The 20,897-nt window shown below is 71.5% G+C and carries 19 protein-coding genes; 17 read left to right on the top strand and 2 right to left on the bottom strand.

Translation table 11 applies throughout. The annotated features are described in order from the left end of the window. Window positions 1-52: 52 nt before the first annotated feature. From HGK68_RS11365 to HGK68_RS11335, 8 genes are all read left to right on the top strand, one after another. Window positions 53-1,606 (top strand): PucR family transcriptional regulator, encoded by a 1,554-nt coding sequence (locus HGK68_RS11365; protein ID WP_169166060.1) that lies wholly within the window; start codon window positions 53-55, stop codon window positions 1,604-1,606. 112 nt (window positions 1,607-1,718) lie between these two features. After that, window positions 1,719-2,822, top strand: coding sequence for a LacI family DNA-binding transcriptional regulator (locus HGK68_RS11360; protein WP_216859259.1), 1,104 nt, complete (start codon window positions 1,719-1,721; stop codon window positions 2,820-2,822). Window positions 2,823-2,927: 105 nt separating this feature from the next. Continuing rightward, window positions 2,928-4,580, top strand: coding sequence for an ABC transporter substrate-binding protein (locus tag HGK68_RS11355; protein ID WP_169166058.1), 1,653 nt, complete (start codon window positions 2,928-2,930; stop codon window positions 4,578-4,580). Between the two features lie 64 nt (window positions 4,581-4,644). Next, window positions 4,645-5,625: an ABC transporter permease gene (locus tag HGK68_RS11350; protein WP_169166057.1), complete on the top strand. Its 981-nt coding sequence runs from the start codon at window positions 4,645-4,647 to the stop codon at window positions 5,623-5,625. Between the two features lie 3 nt (window positions 5,626-5,628). Continuing rightward, window positions 5,629-6,570: an ABC transporter permease gene (locus tag HGK68_RS11345; protein WP_169166056.1), complete on the top strand. Its 942-nt coding sequence runs from the start codon at window positions 5,629-5,631 to the stop codon at window positions 6,568-6,570. After that, a complete protein-coding gene (locus tag HGK68_RS11340) occupies window positions 6,567-8,210 on the top strand; it encodes an ABC transporter ATP-binding protein (protein WP_169166055.1) in 1,644 nt (547 codons plus the stop codon). The genes HGK68_RS11345 and HGK68_RS11340 overlap by 4 nt, the downstream gene beginning before the upstream one ends. After that, a complete protein-coding gene (locus tag HGK68_RS16155) occupies window positions 8,207-9,046 on the top strand; it encodes an alpha/beta fold hydrolase (protein ID WP_246260310.1) in 840 nt (279 codons plus the stop codon). Before HGK68_RS11340 ends, HGK68_RS16155 begins: the two co-directional genes overlap by 4 nt. Before the next feature lie 11 nt (window positions 9,047-9,057). Then, complete coding sequence (locus HGK68_RS11335) at window positions 9,058-10,242, top strand: glycoside hydrolase family 1 protein (protein ID WP_246260308.1); 1,185 nt, start codon at window positions 9,058-9,060, stop codon at window positions 10,240-10,242. Between the two features lie 387 nt (window positions 10,243-10,629). Here the strand turns inward: HGK68_RS11335 and HGK68_RS11330 are convergent, their stop codons facing one another. Beyond that, the gene (locus HGK68_RS11330) at window positions 10,630-11,088 is read right to left on the bottom strand and encodes a PPC domain-containing DNA-binding protein (RefSeq protein ID WP_169166054.1); all 459 of its coding nucleotides are present in this window, start codon (window positions 11,086-11,088) and stop codon (window positions 10,630-10,632) included. Continuing rightward, window positions 11,088-12,095, bottom strand: coding sequence for an adenosine deaminase (gene add / locus HGK68_RS11325; protein WP_169166053.1), 1,008 nt, complete (start codon window positions 12,093-12,095; stop codon window positions 11,088-11,090). The genes HGK68_RS11330 and add overlap by 1 nt, the downstream gene beginning before the upstream one ends. Before the next feature lie 313 nt (window positions 12,096-12,408). On the opposite strand from add, the gene HGK68_RS11320 reads away from it, so the two are divergent. The 9 genes from HGK68_RS11320 to HGK68_RS11280 all read left to right on the top strand — a co-directional run bounded on the left by HGK68_RS11320 (window position 12,409) and on the right by HGK68_RS11280 (window position 20,883). Next, a complete protein-coding gene (locus tag HGK68_RS11320) occupies window positions 12,409-13,482 on the top strand; it encodes an ABC transporter substrate-binding protein (RefSeq protein ID WP_169166052.1) in 1,074 nt (357 codons plus the stop codon). Between the two features lie 47 nt (window positions 13,483-13,529). Continuing rightward, window positions 13,530-14,312, top strand: coding sequence for an ABC transporter ATP-binding protein (locus HGK68_RS11315; protein WP_169167089.1), 783 nt, complete (start codon window positions 13,530-13,532; stop codon window positions 14,310-14,312). After that, on the top strand, window positions 14,313-15,086 hold the full coding sequence (locus HGK68_RS11310) for an ABC transporter permease (protein WP_246260306.1): 774 nt from the start codon (window positions 14,313-14,315) through the stop codon (window positions 15,084-15,086). It abuts the gene before it with no gap. Next, the gene (locus HGK68_RS11305; protein WP_169166051.1) at window positions 15,083-15,862 is read left to right on the top strand and encodes an ABC transporter permease; all 780 of its coding nucleotides are present in this window, start codon (window positions 15,083-15,085) and stop codon (window positions 15,860-15,862) included. Before HGK68_RS11310 ends, HGK68_RS11305 begins: the two co-directional genes overlap by 4 nt. Continuing rightward, entirely contained in the window at window positions 15,859-17,412 is a 1,554-nt protein-coding gene (locus tag HGK68_RS11300) for an N-acyl-D-amino-acid deacylase family protein (RefSeq protein ID WP_169166050.1), read from the top strand. The genes HGK68_RS11305 and HGK68_RS11300 overlap by 4 nt, the downstream gene beginning before the upstream one ends. Next, window positions 17,409-18,449 carry an alanine racemase gene (locus tag HGK68_RS11295; protein WP_169166049.1) on the top strand — a complete coding sequence of 347 codons (1,041 nt, stop codon included), beginning with the start codon at window positions 17,409-17,411 and terminating at the stop codon, window positions 18,447-18,449. Before HGK68_RS11300 ends, HGK68_RS11295 begins: the two co-directional genes overlap by 4 nt. A 14-nt stretch (window positions 18,450-18,463) precedes the next feature. After that, entirely contained in the window at window positions 18,464-19,663 is a 1,200-nt protein-coding gene (locus tag HGK68_RS11290; RefSeq protein ID WP_169166048.1) for an amidohydrolase family protein, read from the top strand. 54 nt (window positions 19,664-19,717) lie between these two features. Continuing rightward, complete coding sequence (locus HGK68_RS11285) at window positions 19,718-20,389, top strand: hypothetical protein (protein ID WP_169166047.1); 672 nt, start codon at window positions 19,718-19,720, stop codon at window positions 20,387-20,389. A gap of 164 nt (window positions 20,390-20,553) precedes the next feature. Next, complete coding sequence (locus tag HGK68_RS11280; protein ID WP_169166046.1) at window positions 20,554-20,883, top strand: hypothetical protein; 330 nt, start codon at window positions 20,554-20,556, stop codon at window positions 20,881-20,883. The last annotated feature ends 14 nt before the right edge of the window (window positions 20,884-20,897 follow it).

Here is a 20,897-nt window from a genome sequence, read left to right as displayed (position 1 = left end):
TACGGCACCGCCGCCTAAGATGTGCCGATGCGCGCACGGACGGTGGTGACCCTTGGACGTCCGTGAGCTGCTCGCGACGCCGGAGCTCGGCCTGAGCCTGGTGACCGCCGAGCCCGACGCGTTGGATCGGCCGGTCACCGCCGCGTACATCACCGACCTGCCCGACCCGTCGCGGTTCCTGTCCACGGGCGACCTGGTGCTGACCAGTGGCCTGTGGCTGGACCGCGAGGACGGGGCGGCGACCTTCCTCGGGGCGCTGGCGCGGCAGCAGGTGGCAGCGGTGGTCGTGGGGTTGATCGAGATCGGCGTGATCCCGGACGAGGTGATCGAGCGCTCGCGGGAGCTGGGGCTGACGCTTCTGACGGTGTCGCCGGGGGTGTCGTTCCGGCGGATCGCCGATGTGATCGCGGGCGGGCAGCCGGGCTCGGCGAGCGGGATGGCCGAGCGCTCGATGAAGTTCAGTCGGCGGCTGGCGGACACGGTGTCCCGGGGCGGCGGCCTGAGCGAGCTGCTCGCGTTGTTCAGCGCGGAGTTCGCGGTGGGCTGCTGGGTGATCGACGAGACCGGGACGATGCTGGCGTCGGCGGGCGAGGTGCCGGAGCGGGTGCAGGTGGCGGAGCAGTGGAACACGATGCTGCGCCGCGACGAGGAGCAGCGCCTGATCGTGGTGGGGGAGCGCGGCCCGGCGACGGTCACCCGGATCGGTGGTCGGGATCGGACCGGGTTCTTCGGCTGCTGGGGTGACCACCGGGGGTTCTCGGAGGAGATGGGCCTGGCGGTGGATGCCCTGGTCGGTGCGCTTCGGGTGGAGATGGAGCTGACCAGCCGGTGGCGGCAGACCCGCAATGCCCAGGTGGCGGAGCTGGTGCGCTCGATCCGGGACCAGGAGGCATCGCCCGGGGCGATCTCGGCGCGGATGCGGCTGGAGGGTCTGGCGCCGCAGGACGAGAAGACGGTGCTGGTCGCCCGGGTGGAGGATCCGCGGTTCCCGGTGGCGGCCGTGCAGGACATGGTGCAGCGCACGCTGGCGGCGCGGGGGCACCGGGTGATGGGCGCGCCGATCGACGACACGGTGTTCCTGCTGGTGAACGGGTCGGAGGAGCCGGAGCTGCCGCTGGCCGACCAGTTGACCGCCGAGCACGGGTCATTGTTGGCGGGTCGTCAGCTGCGGATCGGGATCAGCGACCCGGTGTCCGGGGTGAGCCGGTTGAACTCGGCGTTGGCGACGGCGTTGGAGCGAGCGCAGAACGCCGTGGGCACTGACCCGGTGCTGGTGTCCACCGCCCTGCACGTGCAGGGGCACCGGGCGCTGCTGCGGATGCTGGGCGAGAGCACCCGGCACGGCTACGCCCACGAGGTGCTGGCGCCACTGCTGTCCTACGACCAGCGGCACAACGCGGATCTGGTCGGGACGTTGCGGGCGTTCCTGGACGGCGGCGGTGCCTGGCAGGAGACCGCCCGGACCCTGCACCTGCACACGAACACGCTGCGCTACCGGATCGCGCGGATCGAAGAACTCACCAACCGCGACATGAGCACCATGGCCGACCGCGTCGACCTCTTCCTCGCCATGGTCTGCCTCGACGAAGAAGACCCGGACGCATGAGCCGCGATCGTGCTGGCGTCGAGACGACGGAGACCGACGCATCGGAGGTCGCCGAGAGTCGGTTTCAGTAGTCTCGGCGGTGCGAGGAGGCCAGCGCAGTATGGGAGGACCGGTGGCGAAGACGCCGACGGTGTATGACGTGGCGGAGCGGGCGGGTACGTCGATCGCCACGGTCTCGCGGGTGCTGCGGCGGCCGGATGAGGTGCGCGCGCAGACTCGGGCGCTGGTGCATGCGGCCATCCAGGAGCTGGGCTACGTGCCGTCGGGGTCGGCGCGCGGGTTGGCGGCCCGGCAGACGGGAGTGCTCGGGCTGTGCTTCCCGGATGTGGACGGGATCGACGACCCGGCCGATCTGCCCGCGCCGGTCGCGGTGGGGCAGACGGTGGAGGTGATCACCGACAGCGGTGACCAGCCGGCGGTCCATCCCGGCAGCCTCTACATGGGCGAGGTGATGCGCGGTGCCGAGCTGGAGGCGTGGCGGACCGGGCTCGCGGTGATGATCGCGGTGGCCCGCGGCGCGGAGCCGGCGGCGCTGGTCTCGGATCTGGCCGGTCGGGTGGACGGGTTGGCGGTGTTGTCGGCGACGGTGCCGGACGACGTGCTGAGCCACATCGCGCGCCGGATCCCGGTGGTGGTGATGGCCGGGCCGCGGATCGAGGGCGACGCGCACGATCACATCAGCGTGGACAACGCGGCGGGCATGCGGGCGTTGACGGCGCACCTGATCGCCGATCACGGGCTGCGCGACCTGCTGTTCATCGGTGGTCCGGCGGATGCGCCGGACGACGCCGAACGGTTCCTCGGCTACTGCGCGGCGCTCGCCGAGGCGGGGTTGCCGGTGCCGAACACCCCGGCGGTGCGGGGTGACTTCACCCGGGACACCGCGCGCGGTCTGGCGGCGCGGATGCTGGCTGCGGGGGAGCTGCCCCGGGCGTTGGTCTGCTCGAACGACCAGACGGCGCTCGGGTTCCTGGACGAGCTGTCGGCGGCCGGGGTGGATGTGCCCGGGCGGGTCGCGTTGACCGGTTTCGACGGGATCGACGCGGGTCTGGCGGTGTCGCCGACCTTGACCACGGTGCGTCAGCCGATGGTCGAACTCGGTCGGGCGGCGGTGGAGCGGTTGCGGCTGCGGATGGCCGACCCGACGCTGGCTCCGGCGACGATCAACCTGCCGGTGCGGGTGCTGCTGCGGCGTTCCTGCGGCTGCGCGGCCTGAGCGTCGGCTCGCCGGGGCCGGTGTTGCCCGATTCGATGTAAGCGCATACAGTCGCCCACATGTTCGGCCCGCCCGGGCCGCCCTCAATGTGGAGGAGATCGACCCATGAAGCGCTGGACGCTCGCTGCGGCGGCTGTCACCGCGGCAGTGCTGGTCACCACGGCCTGTGCGGCCCCGGTCCAGACCTCGGGCGGTGGCAACGCCGCCGACGGCACCACCTCGATGCTGATCGCGGCGGACAACGGTTCGCCGACCTTCGAACGCAACTTCAACCCGTACTCGCCGACCAAGCGGAACACCGCGAGCTACATCTACGAGCCGCTGGTGATCGTCAACGAGATGTCCGGCGAGGAGACCCCCTGGCTCGCCGAGTCCTACGAGCAGCCGGACGCCAGCACCATCGTCTTCCACCTGCGGGACGGCGTGACGTGGTCGGACGGCGAGGACTTCACCGCCGAGGACGTGGTCTACACCTTCGACCTGCTGATGAAGAACCCGCAGCTCGACCTCAAGGGGATCGGCGAGCACATCGCGTCGACGGAGGTCGACAGCAGTGACGACTCCGCCGTGATCGTGCACCTGTCCAGCGAGGACGTGCCGGCCGCGGTCATCATCGCCCAGACCATGATCGTGCCGGAGCACATCTGGTCCGGCGTCGCCGACCCGGTCACCTACGCCAACGAGGACCCGATCGGCACCGGCCCGTACACGCTCGGCGACTTCAGCCCGAACCAGTACACCCTGGTCAAGAACGAGTCGTACTGGCAGGCGGACAAGGTCGCGGCCGACGAGCTGATCCAGCCAGCCGCGAACTCCGAGCTGGACATCGTGAACAAGGGCTACGACTGGGCATACGCGTTCATGAGCGACGTCGAGGACACCTGGGTCGCCGCCAACCCGGACCACAACACCTACTGGTACCCGGCGGGTGCGACCATCGCGCTGATCCCGAACATGACCAAGGCGCCGTACAACAACCTGGACTTCCGGCAGGGCATCGCCGCGGCCCTGGACAAGCAGGCCATCGCCGACAAGGCCGAACAGGGCTACGTCGACCAGGCCAGCCAGTCCGGTCTGATGCTGCCCTCGCAGGAGAAGATCCTGAACCCCGATCTGCCGAACCAGGGCATCATCGAGCAGGACAACGACGCCGCGCTGGAGCACTTCGCCGCCGCCGGCTACACCATGTCCGGCGATCAGCTGGTGGACGCGAACGGCCAGCAGCTGACGATCAAGATCACCACCCCGAACGGCTGGTCCGACTGGCTGCAGGGCGTGCAGCAGGTGAAGAACCAGCTGGCCGCCGTGGGCGTCAACGTCGAGGTCGTGCAGCCGCAGCCCGCCGCGTACCAGAAGGAGATGCGCTCGGGTGACTTCGACATGGTGATGGGCACGGTCGGCGGGACCGGCCAGCCCTACCAGGACTTCGGCGCGATGATGGGCGCCCAGTTCTACGAGGAGGTCGGCACCACTGCGGCCGGCAACTTCGGTCGCTTCCAGTCCCCGGAGGCCGACGCCCTGCTGGACGAGCTGAAGGTCACCGTCGACGAGCAGCGCCAGGACGAGATCGCGCAGGAGCTGCAGCAGATCGCCTACGACCAGCTGCCGGTGATCTCGCTGTTCTACGGCGGGTCCTGGGGTCTGTTCTCCACCAAGTCGTTCACCGGCTGGCCGAGCGCCGACGACCCGTACGCGTCGCCCAAGACCTGGGACCAGACGCCGCTGCTCATCCTGACCAGCCTGAAGCCGGCTTCCTGATCACCGTCGCACCCGGGTCGGTCACGGCCCGGGTGCGGCCCTCACCCCTTCGAAGGAGGCTCCGGTGCGCTATGCCCTGCGCAAATTCGGTCTGCTCCTGCTGACCCTGTGGGCGGCGGTGACGCTGAACTTCCTGCTGCCGCGTCTGATGCCCGGGTCCCCGGCGGACGCCGCCATCGCCCGGCTGGCCCAGAACGGCCCGGTCACCCCGGCGGTGCAGCGGGCGATCGAGACCCAACTGGGTGTCCCCGGTGGCAGCATCTGGGACCAGTACGTCAGCTACCTGCACAACGTGGTCACCCTGGACTTCGGGGTCTCCTACACGTTCTTCCCCCAGCAGGTGTCCGAACTGGTCGCCGGCGCGCTGCCCTGGACCCTGATCATGGTCGGCCTGGTCACGATCATCGCCTTCGTGATCGGCACCCTGATCGGGATCGGCGCGGCGTGGAAGCGCGGCACCTGGATGGACTCGCTGCCGACCATGACCGGGAGCTTCCTGTCGGCCTTCCCGTACTTCTGGACCGCGCTGCTGATCGTGTTCTTCCTCGGGTACGTCGCCGGGTGGTTCCCGACCTCCGGTGCGTACTCGGCGGGCACGGTGCCGAGTTTCTCCCCGGAGTTCATCGGTGACGCGCTCTACCACGCGGCGCTGCCGGCGATCACGATCCTGCTCACCTCCCTCGGTGGCTGGATCCTCGGGATGCGCAACACGATGATCAACACCCTGGGCGAGGACTACGTGACCTTCGCCGAGGCCAACGGCCTGCGCGGTCGCACCGTGGCGATCCGCTACGCCGCACGGAACGCGATCCTGCCCAACCTCACCGGCTTCGGCATGGCGCTCGGCGGTGTGGTCGGCGGCTCGCTGCTGGTGGAACAGGTCTTCGCCTACCCCGGCGTGGGCTATCTGCTCTACAACGCGGTGACCAACCAGGACTTCCCGCTGATGCAGGCGCTGTTCCTGATGATCACGGTCAGCGTGCTGGTGGCGAACTTCCTGGTCGAGATCCTCTACGGCGTCCTCGACCCGCGGACGAGGCGGTGACTCATGACTGAATCCACAACCATGCCCGATCGCACGGTGGTCCCCAAGCCGCCGCGTCGACCGAGCCGGACCCGGGTCGGCCGGGCGTTCCAGGTGCTCAGCCGGGGCGTCGCCACCGTGTGGGCCAACCCCAAGGCACGGGTCGGTCTGATCCTGCTCGGCCTGTTCGTCCTGATGGCGATCTTCGCCCCGGTGCTCGCCCCCTACGGTCCGCACGACGACTCCTTCGCCCGCAACGAGGCGGGGTCGTCGGCGCACTGGCTCGGCACCACCGGCAACGGCGAGGACGTGCTGTCCCAGGTGATCTACGGCTCGCGGATCTCCCTGCTGGTCGGCTTCATCGCCGGCGGGCTGTCCACCGTGGTCGCGGTCGTGATCGGCCTGTCGTGGGGCTACCTGCGCGGCTGGGGCAACGACGTCGTGAACTTCCTGGTCAACCTGTTCCTGGTGATGCCGGGGCTGCCGCTGATGATCATCATCGCCGCCTACCTGCAGAACGGTGGGCTGCCGATGATCATCCTGGTGGTGGTCATCACCGGCTGGGCCTGGGGTGCCCGGGTGCTGCGCTCGCAGACCCAGTCGCTGCGCAGCCGCGACTTCGTGACCGCGGCGGTGTTCTCCGGCGAGCGACCGGCCCGGGTGGTGTTCCGGGAGATCCTGCCGAACATGACGTCGATGATCGCCGGATCGTTCTTCGGCGCCGCGACCTCCGCCATCCTCGCCGAGTCCGGGCTGTCGTTCCTGGGCTTGGGCGACATGGCCACGGTGAGCTGGGGATCGATGATCTTCTGGGCGCAGAACTCGATGGCGATCCTGACCGGGCAGTGGGTGCTGCTGTTCGCCCCCGGCCTGTGCATCGCCCTGCTCGCCACCTCCATGACCCTGGTGAACTTCGGCGTGGACGGCCTGTCCAACCCGCGCCTGCGAGAGGGGACCGGCCGATGAGCCTGTTGCAGATCGAGGACCTGACGGTCGTCTACGAACCCCGCGGCGCCGAACCGACCACCGCGGTGGACCGGGTCAGCCTGAGCCTGGCGGAGGGCGAGTTCATCGGCCTGGTCGGCGAGTCCGGCTCGGGCAAATCCACCCTGGGCTTCGCCGTCACCCGGCTGGCGAAGGCCCCGGCGCGGATCGCCTCCGGGCGGATCCTGTTCGACGGCACCGACATCGCCCAGATGGACGCCGAGCAACTGCGTGAGCAGCGTCGCGGCGGCTTCGCGATGGTGCTGCAGTCCGGGATGAACGCCCTGAACCCGGTGCGGTCGATCGGGCACCACTTCGGCGACATCTTCGCCGCGCACCAGCACGTGCCGAAGCCGAAGCGGCGGGCCCGGGCGATCGAACTGCTGGACAAGGTGCAGCTGCCTGCCACGGTGCTCGACCGGTATCCCGGCGAACTGTCCGGCGGCATGCGGCAGCGGGTGTCGATCGCGCTGGCGCTGTCCCTCGAACCTCGGCTGATGGTCTTCGACGAGCCGACCACCGCCCTGGACGTGCTGGTGCAGCACGCCGTGATGGACACCATCCGCGAGCTGCAGAAGGCCGAGGGCTTCACCGCCGTGCTGATCTCGCACGACCTGGGGGTGGTGCTGGAATCCGCCGAGCGGGTGGCGGTGATGCACGACGGCCGGATCGTGGAGGACGCCCCCGCTCGTGAGGTGTTCCAGCGGCCACAGCACGAGTACACGCGGATGCTGCTGTCGCACTACGCCGACCCGCGGGCCGAAGTGGTGGAGCTGCCCGGCATCACCTCGCGTGATGTCACGGCGCCCACCGACCGGGTCGCGCAGGACGCGGTGGTGGTCTCCCACGTCAGCAAGGTCTACCCGGCGCCGCGGCGCGGCGAGCAGGCGGTGACGGCGGTGGACGACGTGTCCTTCACCCTGGAACCCGGTGGCGCGCTGGCACTGGTCGGGCAGTCCGGGTCGGGCAAGTCGACGATCGCGAAGATGCTGACCGGGGTGGAGAAGCCCACCAGCGGGAGCGTCACCTTCGGCGAGCGGCGGGTCGAGAAGCTGAGCCGTCGCCAGCTGCGCGGCCTGCACGCGGACATGCAGATGGTGTTCCAGGACCCGTACTCGGCGCTGAACCCGCTGAACACCGTCGAGTACACCCTGACCCGACCGGTGGAGAACTTCACCGGCCTGCGGGGCGAGGCGGCCCGGGCGCGGGTGCTCGAACTGCTGGAGACCGTGGGCCTGACCCCGGTGGAGCAGTTCGCCGCGAAGCTCCCGCATCAGCTGTCCGGTGGTCAGCGGCAGCGGGTGGTGATCGCCCGGGCGCTGGCGTCGGATCCCCAGGTGCTGATCGCCGACGAGCCGGTGTCCATGCTGGACGTGTCGCTGCGGGCCGGGGTGCTGGCCCTGTTGCAGGAGCTGCGCCGGGAGACCGGGGTGTCGCTGCTCTACATCACCCACGACCTGCTGTCGGCCCGGGTGATCGCGGACCAGATCATGGTGCTGCACCACGGCCGGGTGGTCGAACGCGGCGAGACCGCCCAGGTGATGCGCTTCCCCGAGGACGCGTACACCACCGAGCTGCTGGCCGCCGTGCCGCAGCCGAGCCGACGGTTCGAGGCCTCATGACCGGCTTCGGCGGTGCGGGCGCGACCACCCTGCGGATCGGCGTGGGCGAGCTGACGGCCCTGCACGCGGTGCCCTCCGGCCGGAGCCGTGGCACGGCGCTCCTGGTCCCCGGGTTCACCGGGTCCAAGGAGGACCACCGGGTGCTGCTGCCGCTGCTGGCCGAGCGCGGGTTCGACGCCTGGGCGATCAGCCAGCGCGGGCAGGGCGACTCGGTGTCGCTGCCCCGGGTGGCCGACTACGGCCTGGACCTGCTGGCGGGCGACCTGCACCAGGTGGTCGACCTGATCGGCGGCCCGGTGCACCTGCTCGGGCACTCCTTCGGCGGCACGGTGGCCTCGGCCGCCGCGGTGGCCGACCCGGCGCGGTTCCGGTCGCTCACCCTGCTCTGCTCCGGCCCGCACGGCTGGCCCGGTCGCAAGGCCGACCTCCGCGCACGGCTCCTGGCGGCGGGTGGTGCGGCCGACCTGTGGAGTCTGGACAACCCCGAGCTCGCCTGGTCCCTGGCCCAGGGCGAACCGGTCGAGCTGGACCCGGAGGCGGAGTTCCACCGTCAGCGGTCCCTGGCCACCAGCACCGCCCAGCTCATCGCCGCCATCGACATCCTGGCCGACACCACGGACGTCACCCCCGCACTGGCCGCCACCGGCCTGCCGGTGCTGGTGGCGCACGGCGAGCACGACGACATCGCGTGGCCGCAGTCATGGCAGCGCCGCACCGCCGAGCAACTCGGCGGCCGCTACGCGGTGCTGCCGGGCGCGGCGCACTCACCGAATCTCGAGGCCCCGGCAGCGACAGCGGACCTGCTGGCCGACTTCTGGGCCTCCCACACCGAGTAAGGACACATCCCGTGGCACACACCCTGCAGTTCCCCGACGGCTTCCACTGGGGCGCCGCCACCGCCGGCCACCAGGTCGAGGGCAACAACATCAACTCCGACTGGTGGCCGCGTGAGCACGCCGAGGGCACCAGCATCGTCGAGCCCTCCGGCGACGCCGCCGACAGCTACCACCGGTACGCCGAGGACATGCGGCTGCTCAAGGACTCCGGCCTGGACACCTACCGGTTCAGCATCGAGTGGGCACGGATCGAGCCGGAGAAGGGCTTCGTCTCCCGGGCGGAGATCGACCACTACCGGCGCATGGTGGACACCGCACTCGAACTGGGCATCACCCCGATGGTCACCCTGATGCACTTCACCGTGCCGCGCTGGTTCGCGCAGGAGGGGATGTGGCGGGCGTCGGACGCCACCGACCGCTTCGCCCGGTACGTGGAGACCGCCCTGCCGGTGCTCGGCAACGACGTCGAGTGGGTCACCACGATCAACGAGCCGAACATCGCCGCGATGATCGCCGGCGGCGAGGACCCGGCCAACCTGGTCGCGTATGGCCTGCCCGCCCCCGACCTGGCGGTCGCCGACACCCTGCTCGACTGCCACCACCGGGCGCAGGAGATCCTGTCCGGCGTGGGCGGCATCCGCGCCGGGTGGACCATCGCCACGCAGGCGTTCCAGGCCGAACCCGGCTGCGAGGACGTCAAGCACGAGTACGGCTACCCGCGCGACGACTGGTACCTGGAGATGTCGAAGGGCGACGACTGGGTCGGCGTCCAGGCGTACACCCGCACCATCATCGGACCGGACGGACCGCGCCAGGTGCCGGACGGGGTGGAGACCACCCTCACCGGCTGGGAGTACTACCCGGCGGCGATGGCCGAGGGCGTGCGCTCCGCCTGGGAGCTGACCGGGGGCGTGCCGGTGTTCGTCACCGAGAACGGCATCGCGACCAGCGACGACCCGCGCCGGATCGACTACACCGAGGCGGCACTGGCCCACCTGCACGAGGCGATCTCCGACGGGATCACCGTCGAGGGGTACCTGCACTGGAGCCTGCTCGACAACTACGAGTGGGCCAGCGGCTTCCGGCCGACCTTCGGCCTGATCGGCTGGGACCGGGAGACGTTCGAGCGTCACCCGAAGCCCAGCCTGGCGTGGCTCGGTGCCCAGGCGAAGGCGAACGCGCTGACCGTGCGCTGATCCGCCGCGAGGACGGCCCCCGCACACCGACCGGGTGCGGGGGCCTTCGCGCGCCCGGCTCAGCCCTCCCCCCGGGTGCGGCGGGTGGTCCCGGGGGCCGGCACGCGCCCCCCGGGGTCGGCACGCGCCCCCGAGGTCGGCACGCGCCCCCGGGGTCGGCACGCGCGCCCGAGGTCGGCAGTAGCGCCCTGAGTTCGGCAGTTCGCCGGGCCGGATGCGGCGCGAACTGCCGACCTCGGCGCGGAGCGCGCCGGGCCCCCGAGGGCGCCGACCTCGACGCGGGAGTGTGGGGGTGCGGGGGGCAAGCTGCCGATCTCGGCGTGGGAGTGCGGGCGGGCGCGGGGGAACCGCCGCTCCCGGGGCGGGCACGCGGGGCGCGGGGGTGGCTCAGCCGAAGTGCAGGGTTGCGATCCCGTGGGCGCGGGCGTCCGGCACCCGGAGCAGGGCGGGGGAGAGCACCTCCTCGACCACGACCTCCGCGGTGTAGTGCACCTCGCCGCCGAGCAGGTGCCCGGCGTAGCCGGTGGCGCCGGTGTTCTTCACCCCGAGGGCGACGTGCAGGTGCGGGACGGCGCGGGCGGTGTCCTGGTCCCACAGGATGGTGCCGGAGCCGATGCCCTCGGTGTAGGTCACGGTGACCTCCTGGGGCAGCGGCGGCTCCTGATCGTCCACCGGGGTGTGCGCGGCGATGAACCGGGCGCTGCGGAACGCACCGGAGAACACCGGGATGGTGGCCTGGCGGATGTCCTGCTCCGCGCAGAGCTTCGCCAGGGCCTCCAGCACCTCGTCGCCGGGGTCGAGCGCGACGACGAACCGGCGACCGACGGTCAGTTCGGCGGCGCGCATCAGGCGGCCACCCCCACCGGGTCGGGTGCGCCGATCCGGGCGGCGTGCGCGCTGATCGCGGCGAGCAGCTCGGCGCGCCGCTCCTCGTCGACGAAGGCGGAACGCACGGCGTTGACCGCCAGCGGTCCGAGCAGGGACTCGGGCAGGGCGCCCGCGGTGGTCAGCGCCCGGACGTTGTCGTCCAGGTAGCCGCCGAAGTACGCGGGGTCGTCGGAGTGCACCGAGGCGAGCAGGCCCTCGTCGAGCATCACGGCCAGCGGGTGGTCGGCCAGGTCGGGTCCGGCGGTGCGCAGTGCCAGGTTGGACAGCGGGCAGACGGTGAGCGGGATCCGGCGCTCGCGGAGCACCGCGACCAGCTCGGCGTCCTCCAGGGCACGGTTGCCGTGGTCGATCCGCTCCGCACCCAGCACGTCCAGGGCCTCCCACACGTAGTCCGGCCCGGCCTCCTCGCCCGCATGCGCGACCCGGCGCAGCCCCAGCTCGGCGGCCCGGGCGAACACGGCGCGGAACAGCGACGGCGGGAAGCCCACCTCGGAGGAGTCCAGGCCGACCCCGAGCAGGCGGTCCCGCCAGGGCAGCACGGCCTCCAGGGTGTCGGCGGCCGCCTGCGGACCGAGGTGGCGCAGGAAGCAGACGATCAGACCCGAGCTGATGCCGAACCGCTCACGTCCGGCCTCCAGGGCGCCGAGCACGCCGTCCAGCACCGCGGCGATCGGGACGCCGCGGTCGGTGTGCGATTGCGGGTCGACGAAGATCTCCGCGTGCCGCACCCCGGCGGCCGCAGCCCGCTCCAGGTAGGCGGTGGTCAACTCGGCGAAGTCCTGCTCGGTGCGCAGCACCGTGAGGTTCGCGTAGTAGACGTCCAGGAACGCCTGCAGATCAGGGTAGGGAGCTCGGTCGTCGATCCCGGCAGGGACGGGCAGGCCGTGGCGCTGGGCCAGGGCACGGATCAGGGGCGCCTCCAGGGTGCCCTCGATGTGCACATGGAGTTCAGCGGTGGGCCACACAGGGACGCGCGTCCTCTCGACAGGGGAATCGGGGGTGCCGAAAAGTCCATCACAGCGGTCTCGGACGCAACATCGGACGATCACCCAACGACCAGGCCGCGGGTGCCTCCTGCGGCTGGAGGATCGGCCAGCGCGGGGTGATCAGATGTCCGGCATGTGACCGCCCTCGGTGGGATGCACAACGGATCGCACCATCGGGGCGGTCGGACTTCGGACGATCCCACATGGCGGCGCGCCGGGGCTGGAGGGTTGCATGAACCCCGTCGTACTCGTGGCCCGTCCGAGGGCCGCCCGAACCTGATCCGAGGTAGACGTGACCCGCACCTCCCGTGCCCGTGTCAAGGGGCTGCTCTCCGCGGTCGCCGCAACAGCCGCTGGACTCCTGCTGCTGACCGCCTGCTCCAGCTCCGACGGTGCCGACGGCACCAGCTCCGCCGGTACCTCCGGCTCCGACGGCGGCTTCCCGGCCGTGAGCGTGCAGCTGTCCTGGCTGAAGAACACCCAGTTCGCCGGTGAGTACGTCGCCGTCGAGGACGGGCTCTACACCGACGCCGGGTTCGAGGACGTCACGCTCACCGCCGGTGGCTCCTCGGCCACCTCCGCCGAGGCCGCGGTCGCCGGTGGCCAGGCGCTGGTCGGCCTGTCCTCCCCGCTGATCACCGCCCCCGCGATCCAGGCGGGTGCCGAGGTCAAGATCATCGGTGCCACCTACCAGCGCAACCCGTTCGCGCTGGTCTCCGCCGCCTCCGACCCGATCGAGGGCCCGGACGACCTGGCGGGCAAGACCATCGCCGTCTCCGACTCGAACACTCTGGTCTGGAACGCGTTCCTGGCCGCGAACGACATCGACGCCGCGGACGTGACCACGGTGCCGCTGTCCGACACCTCGATGCTGACCACCGGCCAGGTCGACGGCTACATCGGCTACACCACCTCCGGCGCCACCACCCTGGTGCAGGCGGGCTTCGACGCCGTCGAGTTCCTGCTCGCCGACGAGGGGCTGCCGATCGTGGGCGAGGTGCTGGTCGCCTCGCAGCAGACCATCGACGAGCGGCCGGACGAGCTCAAGGCGTTCCTGCTCGCCACCGTGCAGGGCTGGCAGGGCGCGCTGGACGACCCGGAGCGCGCCGTCTCCCTGACCGTCGACAAGTACGGCAAGGACCAGGAGTACGACCGCGACGCGATGACCCTGGCCTTCGACCGGCAGGCCGAGCTGATCGCCACCGACGACACCCAGGCCAACGGCCTGCTGACGATCTCGGACGATCTGCAGCAGGGCACCATCGACTCGCTGGCCTTCGCCGGCATCGACATCACCGCCGACGAACTGTTCGACCTCAGCCTGCTGGACGAGGTCATCGCGGAGAACCCGGATCTTCTGAAGTGACCGAATCCCCCCAGACCGCACCCGCCTCCCCGTCCCCGCCCCCCTCGGTGGACGCGGGGGCGGGTGCGCCCGTTCCGCCCGGCATCCAGATCACCGGCCTGGACAAGGTGTTCACGACCGGCCGCCGCCAGGTGCAGGCATTGGCCGACGTCAGCCTGAGCACCCCGCGCGGGTCGTTCCTGTCCTTGCTCGGCCCCTCCGGCTGCGGCAAGTCGACGGTGCTGCGCATCCTGGCCGGGTTGGAGACCGCCACGGCCGGGACCGTCGCGGTCAACGGCACCGAGGTCGCCACCGGCAAGCGCGCCCCCGGGATGGGCATCGCCTTCCAGGACCCGGCGCTGCTGCCCTGGCGGTCGGTGCGCAAGAACATCCAGTTGCCGCTGGAGATCCAGGGTCGCCAGGACGACGGCACCGTGGACGAGCTGATCGAGCTGGTCGGCCTGACCGGCTTTGAGAACGCCCGTCCGGCACACCTGTCCGGCGGCATGCGCCAGCGCGCGTCCATCGCCCGGGCGCTGGCGGTGCACCCGGACTTCCTGCTGCTGGACGAGCCCTTCGGCGCGCTGGACGACATGACCCGGCAGCGGCTGAACTTCGAGCTGCAGCGGATCTGGACCGAGCGCTCGGCCACCACCCTGATGGTCACGCACGGCATCTCCGAGGCGGCGCTGCTGTCCGACTACGTCGCGGTGATGTCCGCCCGGCCGGGCCGGATCGTCGAGATCGTGGAGATCCCGTTCGAGCGGCCGCGCACCCCGGAACTGATGCGCACACCCGAGTTCCACGAGGTGGTCGACCACCTGTCCGGACTGTTGTTCGGGGAGCACTGAGTGTCGGCATTCCGTTCCGCGCTGGCCCGCCCCTGGGTCGGCGGCACCGTCGGCATCCTGCTGCTGATCGCCCTGTGGTGGGCGATGACCGCCGGGCTGACCAACTCCACCAGCTTCCCGACCCCGGACGCCGTGCTGCGCTCGGTCGGCCGGGACGGCTGGTCGTTCTACTCCGCGAACCTGGCACCGACGCTGAGCCGGGCCGGTCAGGGCTACCTGTGGGGCAACCTGATCGCCCTGGCGGTCGCCTCCCTCGTGCTGGTCGTCCCGAAGCTGGAGGGCGTGGTCACCCAGGTCGGGGTGATCAGCTCCTGCCTGCCGCTGACCGCGATCGGCCCGATCATCATGGCGATGTTCGGCGGCCGGGCCTCGGCGATCTTCCTGGGTGCGCTGCTGGTCTTCTTCACCACGCTGGTCGGTGCGCTGCTGGGTATGAAGTCGGCCTCCCGCAGCTCGCTGGACCTGGTCGCCGCCTACGGCGGTGGTCGGTGGACCCAGATCCGCAAGGTGCAGCTCATCTCCGCGCTGCCCGCCCTGGCCACCGCGTTGCAGGTGGCGGTGCCCGGCGCGCTGCTCGGCGCGATCGTCGGGGAGTACCTGGGCGGGATCGACTCCGGGATCGGCGTGGCGCTCAATGCCGCGCAGCGCCAGATCATGCCGGACCGGGTGTGGGCGCTGAGCATCCTCACCGGGCTGATCTCGCTGGCCGGGTACGGGCTGGTCGGGTTGCTCGGCCGACTGGCCACCCCCTGGGCGAAGGAGCGCCGCGGATGACCACCTTCCTGCTCCGCCGGATCGGCACCCTGCTGATCGCGGTCGTGATCGCCGTCGCCATCTGGTCGCTGGTGCTGTTCGCCTTCGACGTCAACCCGCTGATCGCCCGCCAGCCGTGGCAGGTGTTCGAGTGGCTGTTCACCACGGACGGCGCGGCCGACAACCGCACGGTGATCGCCGACAACCTGGCCGTCACGCTGCGTGACGCCGGGATCGGCTACCTGGTCGGACTGGCCGGTGCCTTCCTGCTCGCGGTGGTCTTCTGCATCTCCCCGGTGGCGGAGCGGATCGTGATGCCGACCGCGATGGTGCTGCGATCCATCCCGCTGGTGGTGATGACCCCGCTGATCACGCTGATCTTCGGCCGGGACGTCACCGGGGTCACGGTGATCGTGCTGCTGGTGGTCTTCCTGCCCGCGCTGGCGAACATCCTGTTCGGACTGCGCTCGGTGACCGGCGAGCACCGCGACCTGGTGCTGGCCTACGGCGGATCGTCCTGGACGGTGCTGCGCAAGGTGGCGCTCCCGGCGGCGATCCCGGCAACCCTGGCCTCCGCCCGGGTGTCGGTGCCGACCGCCGTCACCGGCGCGATGATCGCCGAGTGGCTGTCCACCGGTGAGGGTCTGGGCGGGGCGATCTCCCGCGCTGCCGGGTCCTTCGGCTACGACCAGATGTGGGCGGCGGCGATCACCATCGCGGCGGTCACCATGCTGGCCTACGCGGTGGTCTCGATCGCGGACACCCTGGTGCTGGATCGGATGGGCCAGCTGTCGTGAGCCTGCTGGTCCGGGGTGGGACGGTGCTGGACGGCACCGGGACCGACGGGGTGCGTGCCGATGTCCTGGTGATCGGTGACCGGGTCGCCGCGATCGGCACCGACCTGGATACCCCGACCGGCACCCGGGTGATCGAGGCCGACGGCCTGCTGGTCACGCCGGGGTTCATCGACCCGCACACCCACTCCGACGTGGTGCCGTTCATGGCCGACCCGCAGCCGTTCAAGGTGCTGCAGGGAGTGACCACCGAGGTGGTCGGCAACTGCGGCAACTCGGCGGCACCGCTGGTCGACGACACGGCGGTCGAGCTGCACCGGCCGATCAGCTCCACGGTCGCCGCCGGTGTGGACTCCTGGCCCAGGTCCTTCGCCGAGTACCTGGACGCGGTCGAGCAGCACGGACCCACCACGCATGTCGCGTCGCTGGTCGGGCACCACACCCTGCGGATCAGCGCCAACGGCATGGACGAGGGTCTGCGACCCGGCGCACTGGACCGGATGGTCGCGCTGGCCGACCGGGCCTTCGCGGAGGGGGCGTTCGGCCTGTCCACCGGGTTGATCTACGCCCCGGGGGTGTACGCCGACACCGAGGAGGTCGCTGCGTTGGCGGCGGTCGCCGCGCGCTGGGGTCGGCCCTACGCCACCCACATGCGCGACGAGGGGGACGGTCTGACCGCCTCCCTGGCCGAGACGTTGGAGGTGGCGCGGCGCACCGGGGTCCGGGTGCAGGTCTCGCACTGCAAGGCGGCCGGATCGGCGAACCACGGCCGGTCGGCGGAGCTGCTCGCCACCCTGCACGAGGCGCGCGGCCGGGGGATCGAGGTGCTCGGTGACGCCTACCCGTACACCACCGGGGAGAGCTTCCTGACCGCCCTGCTGCCCGCCGCCGCGCAGATCGGTGGCCGCGAGGCACTGGTGCGGCGGCTGTCCACGCCGGAGGGTCGACATGACCTGTTCCAGCGGGGCGCCGCCGGTGGGCCCGGCTCCGGCTCCTGGTCGCAGACCAGCCCGGACGGCGTGTTCGTCTCCATGCACCGGGACACCACGAAGCTCGGTCGGTCGCTGGCCGAGCTGGGCGGCGATCCCTGGCACACCCTGTGCGACCTGATCGTGGCCGACCCCGGCGCGATGATGGTCTACCGCCTGATGGCCGAGGAAGACGTGCGCGCGATCCTGGCCGACCCGCTGATCGCCATCGGCTCGGACAACTCGGTGCCGGTCGGCAACGCCCACCAACGCGGCTGGGGTTGCTTCCCGACCGTGCTGGGCCGCTACGTCCGCGAGCTGGGGGTGCTGAGCTGGCCGGAGGCGGTGCGCAAGATGACCAGCCTGCCGGCCCGGGCGATCGGGCTGCCCGGCCGCGGCTACCTGGCCCCCGGCGCCATCGCGGACATCGCGGTGATCGACCCGCAGACCGTGGGCCACGACGGCACCGTGCAGCAGCCGTGGCGGCGACCGACCGGCGTGCGGTGGACGGTGCTGGCCGGGACCCCGGTGGTGGTGGACGGCGAGTTCACCGGTGAGCGGGCGGGCCGGGTGCTGCGGGCATGAGCCGGATGGTGCTCTCCGAGTCCGCCCTCGCGCACAACCTGGCGACGATGGCCGAGTACTGCCGCGCCGCCGGTGCCGCACTGGCCCCGCACGCCAAGACCCACATGTCCCCGGAACTGGTCCGTCGGCAGCTGGCCGCGGGTGCCTGGGGCATGACCGCCGCCACCCCCCGGCAGATCCGCGCGCTGGCCGACTGGGGCGTGCCGCGGATCCTGCACGCGAACCTGCTGGTCGACCCCGAGGCGATCGACTGGGTGGCCGGACACCTGCTGGTCGACGGTGCGCCGGACCTGCTCACCTACGTCGACTCGGACGCCGGGCTCGACCTGGTGCTGGACCGGCTCGCCCGGCACACCCCGGACCGTCCGCTGCGGCTGCTGGTGGAGCTCGGCGCCCCGGGTGGTCGCACCGGGTTCCGGGACGACGACGCCGCCCGCGCGCTGATCGACCGATTGCGCGGCACCCCGGCGGTGGCCTTCGCCGGGATCGCCGCCTTCGAGGGGCTGACTCACGACCCCGCGCCCCGCGCGGCGCTGCTGCACCGGGTCCGGGCGCTGGCCGAGCAGGTCGACGCCCCGCTGGTCACCGCCGGTGGCTCCTCCTACTTCGACGAGGTGCTGGCGGTCCTCGGCGATCTGCCGGGGACCCTGGTGCTGCGCTCCGGCTGCTACCTCACCCATGATCACGGCGTCTACCAGCGCACCTCGCCGCTGCGGGACACCTTCCGGGCGGCGCTGGAGTTGCACGCCCGGGTGCTGTCCCAGCCGGAGGACACCCTGGCGATCGTCGACTTCGGCCGGCGCGAGGTGCCCACCGACGACCGGCTGCCGGTGGTGCTCGGCCACGAGGACTGGACGGTGACCGGGGTGAACGACCACCACGCGTTCCTGCGCCTGCCCGCGGGCGTCCGGCTCGCCCCCGGCACCGCGCTGCGGTTCGGGATCAGCCACCCGTGCGGTGCGTTCGACCGGTGGCGGGAGATCCCGGTCGTCGGCGACGACGGCACCGTCCTGGCCACCGTTCATCCCCAGCTCTAGGAGAGACTTTCAGCATGACGATCGAGCAGCACCTGGACGGGCTCCCGCTCTGGGACGGCGAGCGCCTGCACGGCCCGAGCCGCCTCACCTGGTCCGAGGACCGGATCCTCGCGGTGGAGGAAGCGGCCGGACGGCACACCGACCTGGCGGTGATCCCGGGGCTGATCGACACCCACGTGCACCTCGGGTACCCGGCCGGTGAACCCGCCAAGGACGCGTCGACCTGGCCGCTGATCACCCCGGCCGAGGAGCGCTCGCTGCACCTGGCGGCCAATGCGCTGCGGTGCGCCCGGGGCGGCGTGACCACGCTGCGGGACCTGGCGGCGGACTCGATCCAGCTCGCGGTCGGCCGTGCCTTCGACGCCGGGATCCTCACCGGTCCGCGCCTGCTGTCCCACGGCCAGGTCGGGATGACCGCCGGCCACGGTGACCTGTTCGTGCCGCCGCACTACCCGTACCGCCCGCCGACCGCCGACAGCCCGGACGAGTGCCGCAAGCTGGTCCGCACCTGGGCGCGGGCCGGGGCCAGCGGCGTGAAGATCTACACCTCCGGCGGGGTGCTCTCGATGGGCGACAAGGTCGGCTGGCGCAACCAGACCCGCGCCGAGATCGCCACCACCGTCGACGAGGCGCACGCGATGAACCTGCTGGTCGCCGCGCACACCCACTCCGCCGAGGGCCTGGACATCGCCCTGGCCGAGGGCGTCGACTCGATCGAGCACGGCACCGCGATCGAGGAGCGGCACCTGGCCACCCTGGTCGAGCGGAACCTGCCGGTGGCCCCCACCCTGCTGATCAACGACATCATCGCCGAGGCGCGGCGCCCGGTCTCCGCGGAGGCCCAGGCCAAGGCGCAGGAGGTCGTCGCGATCCGGGACGCCGGGTTCACCACCGCCGCCGAGGCCGGGGTGCGGTTCGTGCTCGGCACCGACGCCTCCGGGCAGTTCGTCCAGTTCGGCGACCAGATGGAGGAGGTGCGCACGATGGCGGCGATGTTCCGCTGGTCGGCCGAGCGCACTCTGGTGTCGGCCACCTCGGACGCCGCGGACGCGATCGGTCTGGGTGGGGTGACCGGGCGGCTGCGTGCCGGGTTGGGCAGCGACTTCGTGATCCTGCGCGGACGGCCGTGGGAGGACATCGCGGACCTGCGCACCGAGAACATCGTCGCCGTGGTGTCCCGCGGTCGGCTGGTGCACGGCCACCTGCCGGACTGACCCCGGGACCGCTGTCCCGGGGGTGGGTGGCCCGCGGTCGGTGAGAATGGTCGGGTGCGTCCCGCCCTCCTCGTCCTCTGCGTGTTCGTCGTCGCCGGGTGTTCATCGCCGGCCGACCCGGAGCCGGTGCCGAGCACCGAGTCACCGCTGATGCCGACGGCGTCCACGGTCCAGCTGCCGGATCAGGAACTCCAGCTGGGGGCGGTGCTGGCCGGCGCCCCGGCGCAGGTCACCGCCACCGGACCGGCGGTGGTCGACCTCACGGCCCCGAGCGGCGACCCGGCCGTCGTCGCCGCACTCGACTGCTCGGCCTGCTCGGGTCCGGTCGCGGTGAGCAGCGTCGCCACCGGCAGCCGCTGGGTCGACGGTGCCGCACCGCTGACCGGGCAGTACCTGGTGGACCTCAGCCGCGGTGACGATCCCGGGCTGCTGGTCGAGGCCGAGGGTGAGTGGTCGCTGCGGGTGCTGGCGGCCGAGGACGTCCCGCCGTCGGCCGGTGTCCAGCAAGGCACCGGCCCCGCCGTGGTCCGGTTGACCGACACCGGGGCGCAGCTCTGGGTGCTGGCCGACGCCGAACTGACGGCCCGCGCCGTGGCGCTGACGGGCGATCGGCGGTCGATGAGCTTCGGTGCGGACGGCGGGGTGGAACAGACCCTCGAGCTGGCGGGGCCGGTGCTGGTGGGGCTGGACACCGCCGGTAGGTGGAGCGTGCAGCTCCGGCCATGAGCCGTAGGGGTGTCCCACCCAGAACGTCGGGCATGCGCACTCAGATCGACGCTGATCTTCCCGCTTCGCTCCACCGCTGTGCGTAGGGGGCCTACTCAGCAGGCTGAACCTGACAGGCAGTGTGCCCAGATCGTCTGGCGGCACCTGTCCTCTTGGGAGCCTCATTGTCCATCTCAGCCTCGCCTGGCAGCGCCCGTGCTGTCCGTGCGGTCGCCGGCCTGATCGTCGTCATCCTGACGGCTGTCGGACTGGTGACCATGCCCGCCTCCTCCGCCCGCGCCGTCACCGGCACCATCGACGCGCTGGGCATCAGCGTGACCGGTGACGGCACGGCGCCCGGTGTCGACGACACCGTCGACGGCAACGGCATCATCGGCACCAACGTCGCCGCCACCTTCGCCTGGTCGATCACCGCCAGCAACCTGGTCGACGGCACGATCAGCCAGACGCTGCCCGAGGGCTGGACCTGGTCACCAGCTCGCCGACCAACCTGAACTCGACCTCCGCC

Origin of the sequence: Cellulomonas taurus, assembly GCF_012931845.1 — a bacterium.
GTDB classification, from domain to species: domain Bacteria; phylum Actinomycetota; class Actinomycetes; order Actinomycetales; family Cellulomonadaceae; genus Cellulomonas; species Cellulomonas taurus.
This window is presented reverse-complemented; position numbering and strand designations above follow the sequence as displayed.

Excerpts from the sequence above, each read along its gene's own strand:
- HGK68_RS11355 (WP_169166058.1), top strand. The coding sequence starts at position 2,928 with ATGAAGCGCTGGACGCTCGCTGCGGCGGCTGTCACCGCGGCAGTGCTG.
- HGK68_RS11290 (WP_169166048.1), top strand. The coding sequence starts at position 18,464 with ATGACGATCGAGCAGCACCTGGACGGGCTCCCGCTCTGGGACGGCGAG.
- HGK68_RS11340 (WP_169166055.1), top strand. The coding sequence starts at position 6,567 with ATGAGCCTGTTGCAGATCGAGGACCTGACGGTCGTCTACGAACCCCGC.
- HGK68_RS11305 (WP_169166051.1), top strand. The coding sequence starts at position 15,083 with ATGACCACCTTCCTGCTCCGCCGGATCGGCACCCTGCTGATCGCGGTC.
- HGK68_RS16155 (WP_246260310.1), top strand. The coding sequence starts at position 8,207 with ATGACCGGCTTCGGCGGTGCGGGCGCGACCACCCTGCGGATCGGCGTG.
- HGK68_RS11295 (WP_169166049.1), top strand. The coding sequence starts at position 17,409 with ATGAGCCGGATGGTGCTCTCCGAGTCCGCCCTCGCGCACAACCTGGCG.
- HGK68_RS11345 (WP_169166056.1), top strand. The coding sequence starts at position 5,629 with ATGACTGAATCCACAACCATGCCCGATCGCACGGTGGTCCCCAAGCCG.
- HGK68_RS11330 (WP_169166054.1), bottom strand. The coding sequence starts at position 11,088 with ATGCGCGCCGCCGAACTGACCGTCGGTCGCCGGTTCGTCGTCGCGCTC.